The sequence below is a fragment of the Roseateles sp. genome (genome assembly GCF_965229315.1).
GTDB lineage: Bacteria > Pseudomonadota > Gammaproteobacteria > Burkholderiales > Burkholderiaceae_C > Pelomonas.
This window is the reverse complement of record NZ_CBDDJA010000002.1, coordinates 3,310,629-3,325,293: the sequence shown is the minus strand read 5'-3', so window position 1 is coordinate 3,325,293 and position 14,665 is coordinate 3,310,629. Positions and strand designations below refer to the sequence as shown.

General features: G+C 68.5%; 8 protein-coding genes and 1 CRISPR repeat array. All 8 genes read right to left on the bottom strand.

All coding sequences use genetic code 11. The features are described 5' to 3' along the window. Nucleotide 1 precedes the first annotated feature (1 nt). The 8 genes from msrP to ACO07H_RS20215 all read right to left on the bottom strand — a co-directional run bounded on the left by msrP (nucleotide 2) and on the right by ACO07H_RS20215 (nucleotide 14,591). Nucleotides 2–973, bottom strand: coding sequence for a protein-methionine-sulfoxide reductase catalytic subunit MsrP (gene msrP, locus ACO07H_RS20250; protein WP_422017483.1), 972 nt, complete (start codon nucleotides 971–973; stop codon nucleotides 2–4). Between the two features lie 180 nt (nucleotides 974–1,153). Further along, nucleotides 1,154–6,680: direct repeats of the CRISPR family, unit length 37 nt; unit sequence GTTTCAATCCGCGCCCGCCGTTGAAGGCGGGCGGTGC. A 195-nt stretch (nucleotides 6,681–6,875) separates the two neighbouring features. Then, entirely contained in the window at nucleotides 6,876–7,166 is a 291-nt protein-coding gene (gene cas2 / locus ACO07H_RS20245; protein WP_422017481.1) for a CRISPR-associated endonuclease Cas2, read from the bottom strand. 7 nt (nucleotides 7,167–7,173) lie between these two features. Then, the gene (gene cas1c / locus ACO07H_RS20240; protein ID WP_422017479.1) at nucleotides 7,174–8,223 is read right to left on the bottom strand and encodes a type I-C CRISPR-associated endonuclease Cas1c; all 1,050 of its coding nucleotides are present in this window, start codon (nucleotides 8,221–8,223) and stop codon (nucleotides 7,174–7,176) included. Between the two features lie 8 nt (nucleotides 8,224–8,231). Next, nucleotides 8,232–8,879 (bottom strand): CRISPR-associated protein Cas4, encoded by a 648-nt coding sequence (gene cas4, locus ACO07H_RS20235; protein WP_422017477.1) that lies wholly within the window; start codon nucleotides 8,877–8,879, stop codon nucleotides 8,232–8,234. Nucleotides 8,880–8,891: 12 nt separating this feature from the next. Then, nucleotides 8,892–9,800, bottom strand: coding sequence for a type I-C CRISPR-associated protein Cas7/Csd2 (cas7c, locus tag ACO07H_RS20230; protein WP_422017475.1), 909 nt, complete (start codon nucleotides 9,798–9,800; stop codon nucleotides 8,892–8,894). Beyond that, entirely contained in the window at nucleotides 9,797–11,602 is a 1,806-nt protein-coding gene (cas8c, locus tag ACO07H_RS20225; protein WP_422017473.1) for a type I-C CRISPR-associated protein Cas8c/Csd1, read from the bottom strand. The genes cas7c and cas8c overlap by 4 nt, the downstream gene beginning before the upstream one ends. Further along, nucleotides 11,599–12,249: a type I-C CRISPR-associated protein Cas5c gene (cas5c, locus tag ACO07H_RS20220; protein ID WP_422017471.1), complete on the bottom strand. Its 651-nt coding sequence runs from the start codon at nucleotides 12,247–12,249 to the stop codon at nucleotides 11,599–11,601. Before cas5c ends, cas8c begins: the two co-directional genes overlap by 4 nt. 44 nt (nucleotides 12,250–12,293) lie before the next feature. Beyond that, complete coding sequence (locus tag ACO07H_RS20215; RefSeq protein WP_422017469.1) at nucleotides 12,294–14,591, bottom strand: CRISPR-associated endonuclease Cas3''; 2,298 nt, start codon at nucleotides 14,589–14,591, stop codon at nucleotides 12,294–12,296. Between the last annotated feature and the right edge of the window lie 74 nt (nucleotides 14,592–14,665).

Here is a 14,665-nt window from a genome sequence, read left to right as displayed (position 1 = left end):
GTCAGTAGTTCTTCTTCAGGTCCATGCCGGCGTACAGCTGCCCCACCTGCGGCTCGTAGCCGTTGAACAGCAGCGTCGGGCGCTTCTTGGCGAACAGGCCGTCCTCGCCGATGCGGCGCTCGCTCGCCTGGCTCCAGCGCGGGTGGCTGACGTTCGGGTTCACGTTCGAATAGAAGCCGTATTCCTGCTGCGCGGCCTTCGTCCAGCTGGACAGCGGCTCCTTCTCGACGAAGCGGATCTTCACGATGCTCTTGGCCGACTTGAAGCCGTACTTCCACGGCACCGCCAGCCGCAGCGGCGCGCCGTTCTGGTTGGGCAGCACCTCGCCGTACATGCCGAACACCAGCATCGCCAGCGGGTGCATGGCCTCGTCGATGCGCAGGCCCTCGATGTAGGGCCAGTCCAGCACGCCCGAGCGCACGCCGGGCATCTGCGCCTTGTCGGCCAGGCTTGTGAACTCCACGTACTTGGCCTTGGATGTGGGCTGCGCCTGCTTGATCAGCTCCGCCAGCGAATAGCCCGTCCACGGGATCACCATGCTCCAGCCCTCCACGCAGCGCAGCCGGTACAGGCGCTCCTCCATGGGCGCGAGCTTGAGCAGCGCGTCCAGGTCAAAGCGCCCGGGCTTGGCGCACTCGCCCTCGACGCTGACCGTCCACGGCCGCGTCTTCAGCGTGTGGGCGTTGGCCGCGGGGTCGGACTTGTCGGTGCCGAACTCGTAGAAGTTGTTGTACGAGGTGGCATCGGCGTAGCTGGTGGGCTTGTCCGTCGCGAACGCACCTGCCACCGCCGAGCGCGCGCCCGGCAACTTCGGCAGCTTGCCGCCGCCGGGGGCCGCGCCTTGGGCGAGGGCCAGCGGCGATGCGGCCGCGACGCCCAGCCCGGCCAGCGCCTGGCGCCGGTTCAGGTAGGCCGAGCGAGGCGTGATCTCGCTGGGCAGCGGGTCGTGGGGAGTGGGGGTTCGGATCAGCATGGGGGACTTTCGCTTGCGATGTGTAGGTGCGTCGCGGCAACTTGGGCGTAACTTACACGAGGCGGTTCGGGGTAGGTGTCAGATGCAATCTAAAAATGTCATGACGCACGGTAAACGCCCTGCGGTGGTGTGCTGATGTCGGAATCTGGCTGCGTGCTACTCAGGGAAGCCGTAGTCTGCATTTCAATCCGCGCCCGCCGTTGAAGGCGGGCGATGCACCTGCTGATGGTCGCGCGCAATGTCTCCATCGTGTTTCAATCCGCGCCCGCCGTTGAAGGCGGGCGGTGCGCGCCCAGATCAGCTCACCGCCCTGGGACAGCTTGTTTCAATCCGCGCCCGCCGTTGAAGGCGGGCGGTGCCACTGCCATCCTCGGACTCGTCCAGCGGCCACAGGTTTCAATCCGCGCCCGCCGTTGAAGGCGGGCGGTGCGGAGTAGGTGTAGAGCGCACTGCCGGGCGCGGAGGTTTCAATCCGCGCCCGCCGTTGAAGGCGGGCGGTGCCTGGTGCTGGGCGTCACGGCCTTCACGAAGCAGGTTTCAATCCGCGCCCGCCGTTGAAGGCGGGCGGTGCGCGTCGCGCACATGGTCGCTCAAGCTGCCGCCAGTTTCAATCCGCGCCCGCCGTTGAAGGCGGGCGGTGCGCGGCCGCAGAACGTGACGCCACGTTTCTCGACCTGTTTCAATCCGCGCCCGCCGTTGAAGGCGGGCGGTGCAACAAGGCAGCCGCCACCCCCCGCAAGGCAAGGCGTTTCAATCCGCGCCCGCCGTTGAAGGCGGGCGGTGCCAGGGCGTGATGACCTTGCGGACTTCCGCAGAACTGTTTCAATCCGCGCCCGCCGTTGAAGGCGGGCGGTGCCGGCGGCGCCATCCTGCGCACGCGGCCCGACTGGCTGTTTCAATCCGCGCCCGCCGTTGAAGGCGGGCGGTGCCAGCCGGCCGCCATCGATGCCGCCCAAAGAAGATGTTTCAATCCGCGCCCGCCGTTGAAGGCGGGCGGTGCGCGGGCCACGTGCGCTATGTGTACGACTACCAGGCGTTTCAATCCGCGCCCGCCGTTGAAGGCGGGCGGTGCATCGCGGCGGCGCGGTCGCCCGTGCCGTTGGCGAAGTTTCAATCCGCGCCCGCCGTTGAAGGCGGGCGGTGCAGGGTTGGTTAGAGCAAGGCACAGAGTCCACGCTGTTTCAATCCGCGCCCGCCGTTGAAGGCGGGCGGTGCGCCAGCTCGTCGCTCGGGCTGCCGTCCTTGGGCTGGTTTCAATCCGCGCCCGCCGTTGAAGGCGGGCGGTGCACTTCTTGCCGCAGCTGTCCCACCTGGTCATGTCGTTTCAATCCGCGCCCGCCGTTGAAGGCGGGCGGTGCTCACCGTGTGCAGCGCACCATCTCCGAGCTGCGCGTTTCAATCCGCGCCCGCCGTTGAAGGCGGGCGGTGCGCAGGCCATGGCGATGGGCGTTGCCATCCCGCAGTTTCAATCCGCGCCCGCCGTTGAAGGCGGGCGGTGCACGACGTGGCCGATGCGACGGGCGCCAGCATCGAGTTTCAATCCGCGCCCGCCGTTGAAGGCGGGCGGTGCAACGCATCACGGGGATGCCGAGCGCGTTGAGGTTGTTTCAATCCGCGCCCGCCGCTGAAGGCGGGCGGTGCATGGCCACGGGCGAGGCGGTGTTCGGCTATCTGTCGTTTCAATCCGCGCCCGCCGTTGAAGGCGGGCGGTGCCCGCGCCGGCGCCGAGCCTGCACGACGTGACCATGTTTCAATCCGCGCCCGCCGTTGAAGGCGGGCGGTGCAACCGCCAGCAGGTCGAAGCCCAGCAGCATGCGCTGTTTCAATCCGCGCCCGCCGTTGAAGGCGGGCGGTGCGAGCACCGGGCCGTACTCAAGCAGCATCTCCGGGCAGTTTCAATCCGCGCCCGCCGTTGAAGGCGGGCGGTGCGACTCCGACGCATACCGGCGCGCCTTCGTCACGTCGTTTCAATCCGCGCCCGCCGTTGAAGGCGGGCGGTGCCGGCGGCGGCGGCGGGTTCGAGCCCGGGTCGGTGAAGTTTCAATCCGCGCCCGCCGTTGAAGGCGGGCGGTGCCGCCCAGGCGGCGGTGGCGGTGGCGGTGGTGGCGCGTTTCAATCCGCGCCCGCCGTTGAAGGCGGGCGGTGCTTGCCGGTGCCCAGGCCCACGTTGACAGTGATGTGGTTTCAATCCGCGCCCGCCGTTGAAGGCGGGCGGTGCGTCGCTCGGCTGATGCAGGGGATGCTGCCTCGACTGTTTCAATCCGCGCCCGCCGTTGAAGGCGGGCGGTGCTGGCCGCAGCCGCGTCGCTGGGCAGGGTCGGGTTGTTTCAATCCGCGCCCGCCGTTGAAGGCGGGCGGTGCAGCGGTGCGGCATCGGGATGGGCGTGATGGACACGTTTCAATCCGCGCCCGCCGTTGAAGGCGGGCGGTGCGGTCGTGCAGAGCTGGCCAACCGCTGCCGACTGCGTTTCAATCCGCGCCCGCCGTTGAAGGCGGGCGGTGCCCATGCCTGCGGTGCTTCAGCCAGCCGCGTTTGGCGTTTCAATCCGCGCCCGCCGTTGAAGGCGGGCGGTGCTCAGTTGCATGGCCATCTCCTGCCTCGGTCGTTGAGTTTCAATCCGCGCCCGCCGTTGAAGGCGGGCGGTGCCCTTCAGCGCCGTCTTGCCCGTGCGCCGGCAGCTGTTTCAATCCGCGCCCGCCGTTGAAGGCGGGCGGTGCGGTCGGCGCCATAGAAGGGATTGGCGTCGTCTTCGTTTCAATCCGCGCCCGCCGTTGAAGGCGGGCGGTGCCCAGCGCGGCGCCCCCATGGACTCGGCGTAGGCCGTTTCAATCCGCGCCCGCCGTTGAAGGCGGGCGGTGCTCTGGGCTGTGCGGCTGTACTGGCACCGCCGGGCGTTTCAATCCGCGCCCGCCGTTGAAGGCGGGCGGTGCCCGCCATTCGCCGGGCGTCTGCGCCGGACGGCAAGTTTCAATCCGCGCCCGCCGTTGAAGGCGGGCGGTGCGGCGGTGGCCGAACACCAGCTCGTACGTGGTGGGGTTTCAATCCGCGCCCGCCGTTGAAGGCGGGCGGTGCCGCGCAGAACGCGTAGCCGTCAGGCTTCGCAGGGTTTCAATCCGCGCCCGCCGTTGAAGGCGGGCGGTGCAGTAATCAGGCTGAACGTTACGGGGATGCCGCGAGTTTCAATCCGCGCCCGCCGTTGAAGGCGGGCGGTGCAAGCGCTCACGCGGCTGAGTCAAAAGGTGGACGTGTTTCAATCCGCGCCCGCCGTTGAAGGCGGGCGGTGCCTCGACAAGCGGGGCGGCCTGCACCTCGTCGAAGTTTCAATCCGCGCCCGCCGTTGAAGGCGGGCGGTGCCCAACGCGATCACGCAGCAGGCCACCAGCAACCTGTTTCAATCCGCGCCCGCCGTTGAAGGCGGGCGGTGCGTCGCCCAGTTGCGCACGGTGGTTGCGCCGTCCATGTTTCAATCCGCGCCCGCCGTTGAAGGCGGGCGGTGCAGACGCCGCAGCGCGCGGGTGTTTCGCCCGTCTTGTTTCAATCCGCGCCCGCCGTTGAAGGCGGGCGGTGCCTGGGCTTGCTGGAGAGCGCCTTGTCTCTGCTCGTTTCAATCCGCGCCCGCCGTTGAAGGCGGGCGGTGCAGACGCCCAGCTCAATGCGAGCGAGAGCCTTCTCGTTTCAATCCGCGCCCGCCGTTGAAGGCGGGCGGTGCAGCGGCGAGATTGGCAAGCTGCCGGCCTACTGCTCGTTTCAATCCGCGCCCGCCGTTGAAGGCGGGCGGTGCGAGAAGCGCGCGCTGTACGACCAGGCGCGCGCCATGTTTCAATCCGCGCCCGCCGTTGAAGGCGGGCGGTGCAGCGCAAACGGCACACTGCGATGGTCTGGGGCCACGTTTCAATCCGCGCCCGCCGTTGAAGGCGGGCGGTGCCGCCTGAACCCCATCCCCTGCACCCGGACATCATGTTTCAATCCGCGCCCGCCGTTGAAGGCGGGCGGTGCCTTGCAGTGCGACTTGATCGCGCAGGCTGGCGATGTTTCAATCCGCGCCCGCCGTTGAAGGCGGGCGGTGCCGGCGTAGCCGCGTGTCAGGTCGGTCTGGGGCTTGTTTCAATCCGCGCCCGCCGTTGAAGGCGGGCGGTGCACACGATCTGCCTGTGCGATCCCGGCCACCACCAGTTTCAATCCGCGCCCGCCGTTGAAGGCGGGCGGTGCAAGACGGCGCGCGAGAACGCAGGGCAGACGCAATAGTTTCAATCCGCGCCCGCCGTTGAAGGCGGGCGGTGCCTTCGCGGGCCGTGCACGGGGTCTGGCGGGGCTTGTTTCAATCCGCGCCCGCCGTTGAAGGCGGGCGGTGCTGATGACCGAGCCGCCCGAGGTGGCCGACAGGGTGTTTCAATCCGCGCCCGCCGTTGAAGGCGGGCGGTGCCGGGTCGGCCTCGACGTTCTCGGTGACGCTCAGCGTTTCAATCCGCGCCCGCCGTTGAAGGCGGGCGGTGCTCGGCAGCAGGGCATCTTCGGTCAGCGACAGCTTGTTTCAATCCGCGCCCGCCGTTGAAGGCGGGCGGTGCGCCCGCCCCCGCCGCAGCGCGATCACGGCCAGGTAGTTTCAATCCGCGCCCGCCGTTGAAGGCGGGCGGTGCAACCGCGCGCCGTGATGCCAGAGGCGGCCCAGTTGTTTCAATCCGCGCCCGCCGTTGAAGGCGGGCGGTGCCTGGCGGCCCGCATGTTGAGCGTGGCCTTGGAACGTTTCAATCCGCGCCCGCCGTTGAAGGCGGGCGGTGCCAGCCTTGTACTGGCTCAGCAGCCACTCGCCGTAGTTTCAATCCGCGCCCGCCGTTGAAGGCGGGCGGTGCTTGTTGGTCTGCGCGATGACGTCGCCGCTGCTCATGTTTCAATCCGCGCCCGCCGTTGAAGGCGGGCGGTGCCGGATGTGGGGGCCTATGAGTACACGATCACCGGGTTTCAATCCGCGCCCGCCGTTGAAGGCGGGCGGTGCCGCCGGGTCGAACTTGGGCAGTTGCCCCACCGCCTGTTTCAATCCGCGCCCGCCGTTGAAGGCGGGCGGTGCCGCGGCGGGCCGGGAGAAGCAGATGGCGCTCATTGTTTCAATCCGCGCCCGCCGTTGAAGGCGGGCGGTGCAGGCCAAGGCCGCAGCCAACGCCGACAAGGTCAAGTTTCAATCCGCGCCCGCCGTTGAAGGCGGGCGGTGCCACGCCACGGCCGCGCTGGGCGACTCCATCACGCTGTTTCAATCCGCGCCCGCCGTTGAAGGCGGGCGGTGCCCAGCCATCACCGGCTGATCTTCGGCGCCATCGTGTTTCAATCCGCGCCCGCCGTTGAAGGCGGGCGGTGCTGGCCTGGCTGCAGGCAACGGCCGGACCGATGTTGTTTCAATCCGCGCCCGCCGTTGAAGGCGGGCGGTGCACTTCGTCAGGTCGTGGCTCAACGCAATGCGCGAGTTTCAATCCGCGCCCGCCGTTGAAGGCGGGCGGTGCACGCGCAGCGTGCCGAACAGCAGCGGCAGCGGCTCGTTTCAATCCGCGCCCGCCGTTGAAGGCGGGCGGTGCTCCGACACGGCGGCGGCGGACGTCACGTCCAGCGCGTTTCAATCCGCGCCCGCCGTTGAAGGCGGGCGGTGCGCCGGAGCGCTCCAGCTTGATCGCAGCGGCCGTGTTTCAATCCGCGCCCGCCGTTGAAGGCGGGCGGTGCGCTTCGCGGGCAACTGCCGAGAAACACATGGAAATTGTGCTGCCTTTCGCGAAACCCGCGAGGCACGGCCTGCCGGGTGCGTTCAAACGTCGCAGCCCTGGCCCAAGTCGTTGCCAGCTCAGCACTTTCTGCCCGCGCGAACCCTCGACGAGCGCTGCGGGCGCTTGGGGTTCGCGGCCGAGCGCCGCACGGGGCTCAGAGCACCAGCGGCCCGTCGAAGTCCACCGCCTTGAACTGGCCGTATTCCCGCACCTCTGCGCCACGCGTCTCAGGCAGGCGGTAGATGCGCAGGCAGTCTTGCTGCTCGTTGATCTCGGCGCGCAGCTTACGCTCGAGTTCTTCCATCTGCGCCAGGTTGATCTGGCACTCGAAGACGGACTTCTGGACGCGCTGCCCCGTGGACTCGCAGAGCTTGGCGACACGGCGCAGGCGGCGGCGGCCCTCGCGGGTTTCGGTGTTGACGTCGTAGCAGACGATGACGAGCACGGCGGAATCACTTGATAAGGAAGGGCAGGTAGGCGCTGGGCTGACCCTCAACATCGGGCTCGCCGCGCACCGCGCGAGCCAGCAGCCGCGCCTGCACCAGTGGCGCCAGGCCCAGCGGGATGGGCTGGGCGAGCAGGGGGTGTTGCAGCAGTTCCTGCTTGCGCTCCTGGAACGCCACGAGCACGCTTTTGCGGGCGTCGGGGCGCAAGCTGACGGCGCCACCCTCGCGCTCGACGAAGTCATCAGCGCGCAGTTGCTGTCGGTTGATCAGCGTGAGCGCGAGCCGGTCGGCCAGCGGCCGGAACTCTTCCATCAAGTCCAGCGCCAGCGCTGCCCGCCCGGGGCGCAACGCGTGCAGGAAGCCGACTTGCGGGTCCAGCCCCACGGCCTCCAGCGCGCTGCGGCAGTCGTTCATCCACAGGCTGTAGAAAAAGGACAGCAAGGCGTTGAGCCGGTCGCGCGGCGGGCGGCGGCTGCGGCCGTCCTGCATGCTGAAGTGGTGCCGGGCGTCGGGGCGCACGAGCAGGCTGAGGCCCACGAAGTGCTCGCGTGCGGCCTCGCCCTCCACGCCGCGCAGCGCGTCCAGCGTGGCGCTGCCGGGCAGGGCGCGCAGGCTGGCGGCGAGGTTCTGTGCCTGGCGGGTGAGCTGGGAGGCGTCTTCCTCCGACTTGGCCTCGCGCGCGCCGCGCATCAGCAGGCTGCGCGCATTGCGGATCTTGCCGGCGACGAAGGCGCGCGCAAGCGCGAGGCTGCGCTCGGCGTTGGCGCTGGCCTCATGCTGGGCGCGGCGCAGCAGCACGTTGCCGGCCGTGGGGCCTTCCAGCCGCGCCTGGAAGCGGCCATGGTCGTCCAGCAGCACCAGCGCGATGCCCTGCTGCGCGAGGGTGTGCATCAGCGGTGTGGACAGCTGGATGTGCCCGAAGCAGACCACCGCGTGCAGGTGGTGCAGCGGCACGCGCAGCTTCAGCTCGCGGTCCTGCTCGATAGCCAGCGTCTGGTTCTCCAGGCGCAGATAGCTGTCGGGTGTGGTGACGTAGAGGGTGTTGAGCAGCTGCATGGCGGGTCTCAGAGCTCGGCGTCAGGGTCGAAGAGGGCGGCGCGGGCCTGGCCCAGCGCGGCGGAGGAGGCGGCCTCGGGCTGGCAACGCTCGTGCAGCGAGCAGCCTTTGCAGCGCTGCTGCGCGATGGCGCCCTGCAGCGGCGCCGGCAGTTTCTGCGCTGCCAGCAGGGTGCGAACCGCCGCACTGGCCTCGGCCACGCGCTCGCGCAGCGCAGGCACGATGGGCACCACGAGCCGGCGCTTGCTGCTGGCGTAGAAGATGGCGCCCTCGTTCACCGCCTGGCCGGTCATGGCCTCCAGGCACAGAGCCTGGGCGGCGAGCTGGAGTTCGTCGCACGCGGCGATGTCGGCTGCCTTGTGGCGCGAGCCCTGCTTGTATTCCACCGGGTAAGGCGAGCCGTCGGGCAGGAACTCGACCGCATCGGCCTTGCCGATCAGCCCCAGCCCCTCGTGCCACAGCGGCAGCGCCCGCTCGACGCGGCGGCCGCGCTCCGTCTGCAGGCCCGGCTGGTCCACCCGCGCATGCAGCGCGTTGCCGCGCAGCGTGTGCAGGTTGTCGTCAAAGGCCTGCTCGACGTGGATCAGCGCGCACTGGCGCGGGCAGTAGGCCCAGTGCTGCAGGGCGGAGAGGGGGATGGGGTCGTCGGCGTCCATCGCCGTGACTCGTCAGCCGATACGGCGCAGCAGCTTCACACCACCAGGCAGGCCGGTCTCGTCCACGCTCACCTCGTAGTCCGCAAAGCTGCGTGGCGCGGTGACACCGTCCTTGAGCTTGATGCTGACGCGGTCGAACAGGCTGTGGGCGTGGGCGTTGCCCAACTCGCTGTCGTGCTGAAACACGTAGAGCCCGCGGGTGGACATCTCGCCGCGGGCCGCCGAGCGGTCGTGCTCGAACATGTGCTCCAGGCCTTGCATCAGCAGTTCCAGGTCTTCCGCCGTGAAGCCGGTCTGCTTGGCGAGAAAGGCAGAGACGAAGCCGTGCGAGCGGTAGAGGCCATAGGGCACGGTGTGCTTTCGGCCCATGGTGCGGTTGTCGCCGCCTTGCTTCTCGGCCTCCGCCTCCGTGGCCACGGCCATGCGGGTGATGCTGTGCTCGCTGGCGACGATGGGGTCAGCCGAGCGGGCGAAGGTCAGTTGCACCGGGCCGCGCACCTGGCCGCAGTTGACACCGGTGGACATGACGGCGCCAAAGGTGCGCACGTCGAAGAAGTTCTGACAGATCCAGGCGCGTGCCTTTTCAACGCTGTCGGCGCTGCCCTTGCGTTTCTTCTTGGCCTTGGGGTCATCGTCGCCACCGAGTTCTTCCGTCGCGCCGATGGCCTCGTAGGCCTTGCGGTGCGTCTGCTCCAGCACCGCCTTCTCTTTGATGTAGATGTCGTAGGGCGGCAGGGCGCTTTTGACGAGCTGCACGAAGTTGCGCAGCTTGCGCTTCAAGGCCACGTCAGTCATCAGGCCGTGGCCGGTCTCGGCGTCGATGCGGGGCATGTTGCCGGCGTCCGGGTCGCCGTTGGGGTTGCCGTCCTTCACGTCAAAAAGCAGGACGAAGTCGAGGCGGCCGGTGATGGGGGTGCTCATGGTTGTTCTCCCTGGGGTTGGTCGTTGCTGGCGTCGTTGGAATCTGGGATTGCCTTCTTGGCGAAAAAGGCTTGGCGCTGGTGGTAGTAGCCAAGCGCAAACTGGCCCTGCTCGGGAAGACTGAGCTGGCGCGGGAAGCCGCTGCCGGGATCGAGCGGTGCCAGGATGTCGCCAATCAGCTTCTCGAAGTAGCCGGTGAGGCCTTCGGTCAGCTTCTTCAGGTGGGCGTTCTTGAGCCGCAGCAACGTGGTGAACACGGCCACCGGTGTGGTGGATGCCGCGCCGTAGTAGCGGTCGCGGATGGTGGCGTTGATGCCGGGTTGAGCCTGCTCCTGGATTCGCTCAAGCGTGGCGAAGAGCCGGCCCAGCCGGTAGGCGGGTGCGGAGTTGTCCATGTCCAGGGCCTCCTTGAATGTGTGTGGTGGACGGGGGGTGTCAGACGCAGCGCGTGCGTGTCGGTTGAGCCAGGCTTTGAGCACGCAGGCCCGCAGATAAGTCACGTCCTGTTCGGCCTTGCAACGCTGCACGGCGATATTGAGCAGGCCTGCCGGCAGCGGCCGCCCTTCCAGGATCGCGCGCATCCATTCACCTGCCAGGCGCGGCGGAATGTTGTCGGCCTTGCCTTGCAGGGCCAGGCTGGTGAGCAGGCGAAACATCGAGGGCATCTCGGGGTCGCTGTCGTAGCGTCGGGCCACGTGGATGTCCTCGAAGTGCTGCACCAGGCGCGGGGCCAGTTCGGCAAAAGGCATGGCCGGCAGCCAGAAGCGGATGCTGATGCGCGCTGCATTCGGTGAGAGGCCCAGTACGAAGAAGCGCGTGTCGCCCAGGGCTTGCGGCATCTGGCCCGAGCGCACGGTGTTGAACAGCGCGCGCACCGCGTCGCGGTGCTTGTCGGGGTTGTCGGCCTCCGCGAACAGGTCAGCCAGCGTGAACTCGCCGTCACGTGTGCCGTCGAAAGGGTGGGGCGCGTCTGCCCAGAACACGGTGGACGCATCGCCCACCTGAATGCGGTTGCGCGAGTCGCGGTCGAGCAGCGCGTTCAGCGCCGTCGTGTAGGCGAACACGGCCGCCTCGCCCACTGGCGCGTTGAGGCCTTGCTCCTTGCCGTAGGAATTGAAGGCCCCGAGGTTGAAGGACACGATGTTGGCGCCCGACGTCTGTGCGCCCCAAACACCCTTGATGGCGCCATGCAGTCGCGCCACCGGCCGTGGGGCACCGTCCACCAAACAGTTGCTGAGCATGCCCGGCGTCTGCGTCGAGGCCAGCGCGCGAATGGCGGCCTGCACGGCGGGGCGTTGGCAGATCAGCACGCCCGCATCGCCCTGCAGCTCGAAGCTCACCAGCGCATTGCTCTGCATCAGCTCGTCCCAGTGCGGCGCGGCGCGCAGCATGTCAGGCTGCGGGGCTTGCAAGAAGGCCAGCAATGCCTGCAGGCCGGCGTCGCCCTCGGCGTGGGGCGCCAGCGCCTGGACGCGCGCCAGGAAGGCGGCGGTTTGCTCGGGCAGGCGGGGGGCCTCCGCCTTGGCGCTGACGCCCAGCGTGTACTCCGCCGTGTCCCACAGCAGGTTGGCGGCCACGCCCGAGGTCTTCTTGACGCCCTGGGGCACGAGGAAGGTCTGCGCGCGCAGCTTCTTGCCTTCCAGACGGCGGGTGTCGCGCAACAGCACCGGGCTGCCGTCGGCACGCAGCTCGACGATGAAGGGAATGTCCTTGTCTTCCAGCCCCGGCGATGGCAGGCGCCGCGAGGGGTCGGGGTCGCTGGCGCGGCGCTGGTAGAGCTGGGCGAGGGCTTGCAGGATCATGCGGCGGCCTCCTCGAAGGCGGGCACCGCGATGGCACCGGCCTGCATCTGCGCGCGGAAGAAGCGCGGCTGTGGCGAGGCGAGGTCGGTGAAGTCCAGGTCGTGCAGCATCCAGCCGAGGTCGCGGGTCTCGGCGATGGCTGGAGCTTGTTCGGTGCCGGCTTCGACCAGGCGCACGTCTGCGGCGAACTCGCGGCAGCCGAGGTAGGGCTGGTTGACCCACTGGCCCTTGGCCGCTCGGCGCAGGAACATCTCTTCGTACTTCTGGCGCGGCTCGCCGTTGCGCACGTCCAGTTCGGCATGCAGCCGGTAGGCCACGTCGCGCAGGAAAAGGCCGGCCCGCTGCTGGCGTTCGTCCTCGACGTACAGCGCCAGGTCAACCTGGCCGGCATTCATTGCCTGCTGGACATTGCTGGTTGAGATGACAGCGCCCACCTCGTTGCGACGCAGGTTCATCCAGCGGATGGGGCTTAGCACCTCGATGCGCGTGACTCGCCATCGGATGGCAGGCTTCCACAGGATGGCCTCGAAGATGGCTCGGGCGGCTGATGGCGTGATGACGTCGTAGCTGACGCGCTCGACCTTCATCTCGGGGCGGGTGAAGCAGGCGTAGTCGCCCGCGACGTGCAGGCAAAAGCTCTGTGGCATTGAATCTCCCTCGGTGAAACGCTCTGGGTCGTTTGAGTGGGACGCTACTGCACCATGGTCACCGCATCCAGCGGGTTATCGCGAGGCAGCAGCCCAAAACGCCGGTCGTAGCGGGTGTCGTCTTCAAGCAGGTAAAGACCGCAGGCCAGGGCCTTGACGGTGCCGTTGCGCAGCAGTTCGTCCAACTGGCGTTGACGGATGTTGAGCACATAGCGCTGCACGCTGCGCAGCAGCCAGCGGTCGGCCTCGCCGGCTTCGAGTTTTGAGACGAGCGGGGCGAGCTGGTCGTGGCCGTCCATCAGCCGGTGCAGGGGGATGAGCAGCGAGGACTGGCCCTCGTCGTCGATGAGGCGGAACTTGTCGGCGGCGCTGCGGAAGTTGAATTCCATGGGGCCGCTGCGCTCGCTGAGCAGTTCGACGATCTGGTGCTGGTCCAGGTTTTGACGGGCATAAAAGGCCTGAAAGTAGCGCTCGAAGGCGGCTGGTGCGAGGGCATCGGGCAGCCCTTCGGCATGCAGGCTGCGCGTGGTGTCGGCCGCCGTGCGCAACTGCGCCAGCAGCTTGGGTATCGGGCGCACGATCACATGCACATCACCCTGCGCGCGGCGTCCCTCGCGGTTGCAGCGGCCAGCGGCCTGGGCGATGGAGTCCAGCCCGGCCAGCGCGCGCCAGACCACGGGAAAGTCCACGTCGACGCCGGCTTCGATCAACTGGGTGCTGACGACGTGCAGCGGCACCTGGGCCTTGAGCATGTTGCGGACTTCAGCAATCACCTGCGCGCGATGCGCGCCGCACATGGCGGCACTGAGGTGGCGTGTGCTGTCGCGCGGTAGCAGCTTGGCCAGTTCCATGGCATCCGCACGGGTGTTGAGGATGGCCAACGCGCAGGGCTCCAGCAGCAGGCGCTCGGCCATGGCGGGCAGTTCGGCGACGGTGTGCAGGTCGGCTGGCCAGTGGATCTCGGTGCGGCGCAGGGCACTGAACAGCGGGCCGGGTTCGACGATGGGCCGGGGCGCGGGCAGGCCGCGCCGGGCCTGGCGGGGGTCGAAGGCACTGCGGCTGGTCAGCACGGGCTGGGTGGCGGTGCACAGCACGAGGCTGATGCGGTAGCGGGCCAACAGGACGTTCAGCGTGTCGAGGATGGGCTGCAGGAACTCGGGCGGCAGCATCTGCGCCTCGTCGAGCACGATGACGCTGCCGGCCAGCCGGTGCAGCTTGCGGCAGCGCGAGGTGCTGGCGGCGAAGAGCGATTCGAAGAGCTGGACATTGGTGGTGACGATGAGCGGCGCGTCCCAGTTCTCGCAGGCCAACCGCGAGGCGGTGGTGTCGCCGCTGGGCGCGCTGTCGGCCTGACTGTGGTGTTCGATCACCTGCTCGGGCCCGAAGATGCTCGCGAAGACACCGGCCGTCTGTTCAATGATGCTGGTGTAAGGGATGGCATAGACGACGCGGCGCAGGCCATGCCGGCGGGCGTGTTCCAGCGCGAAGGCCAGGGACGACAGCGTCTTGCCGCCCCCGGTGGGCACGGTGAGGGTGAAGACGCCTGGCGGCTGGGCCGCTTGCGCGAGGCAGGCCTGCTGCACCTGGGCTCGTGCGCGCATGACGGCAGTCTCGGCCTGGCCGCTGGCCTGTACCCGGGCGGCCAGGCTGGCGAGGTGGGTTTGCAACTGCTCGGCATAGCGGGTGATGGGCGGGAAGCTGGCGCGGCGCTTGGCCTTGTCGGTGTCGAAGTGGGCTTCGGTGTCGAGAAAATCGGCATCCACCAGGGCCGAGAACAGCATGCGCAGTGCCATAGCGCGTGCCAGGGGCTCAGGCTGATTCAGCAGTGCGCGGGCTGCTGCTGCGAGGGTGGCAGCGTCGGGTGTGGGGCGTAGCGTTTCGCCCGCTTCGGCCAAGCCGTGCAGCGCCTCCTGGTACTCGGCTGCCGCCGCTGCACTGGCCAGGCGAGGGGCCAGGCCGCTGTGGCCGTCTTGAGGTTGCCAGTCGGCGAGTCCCGCATGGTGGCCGGCAATCAGGTATTGAAGGACGCGCGCCAGGCCGTCCGCGCTTCGTGCGTCGAGCAGGCGCCCGAACTCGGCCCGGGCATGCAGGGCGCCGGCGGCGGAGTGTGTCTTTTCAGCGCCAGGTACGCGGCCTTCGATATGGGCATCTGGGTTGTGGCGCAGGTGGCGCTGGAAGCCGGGTCGCGCCTTGCCAAGGTCATGCCAGGCGCCCGCCAGCCCGGCCCAGAGGGTGTCACCCCAGGCGGAAGAAAACACAGCGGCGAGGGTGTCCACCTTGCCGAGGTGTGCCGTCAGTCCGTGCCAGTCACCGCCGTCGTTCTGGCTGTGCGCAATCAACATCCCTCATCCTTTGTGGCTCTTGTGTGGCCAGCTTAGGCGGGCAACTGGCTCACCAGATGAGCTGACTGAGAGAT

Excerpts from the sequence above, each read along its gene's own strand:
- msrP (WP_422017483.1), bottom strand. The coding sequence starts at position 973 with ATGCTGATCCGAACCCCCACTCCCCACGACCCGCTGCCCAGCGAGATC.
- cas1c (WP_422017479.1), bottom strand. The coding sequence starts at position 8,223 with ATGCAGCTGCTCAACACCCTCTACGTCACCACACCCGACAGCTATCTG.
- cas4 (WP_422017477.1), bottom strand. The coding sequence starts at position 8,879 with ATGGACGCCGACGACCCCATCCCCCTCTCCGCCCTGCAGCACTGGGCC.
- cas7c (WP_422017475.1), bottom strand. The coding sequence starts at position 9,800 with ATGAGCACCCCCATCACCGGCCGCCTCGACTTCGTCCTGCTTTTTGAC.
- cas8c (WP_422017473.1), bottom strand. The coding sequence starts at position 11,602 with ATGATCCTGCAAGCCCTCGCCCAGCTCTACCAGCGCCGCGCCAGCGAC.
- cas5c (WP_422017471.1), bottom strand. The coding sequence starts at position 12,249 with ATGCCACAGAGCTTTTGCCTGCACGTCGCGGGCGACTACGCCTGCTTC.
- ACO07H_RS20215 (WP_422017469.1), bottom strand. The coding sequence starts at position 14,591 with ATGTTGATTGCGCACAGCCAGAACGACGGCGGTGACTGGCACGGACTG.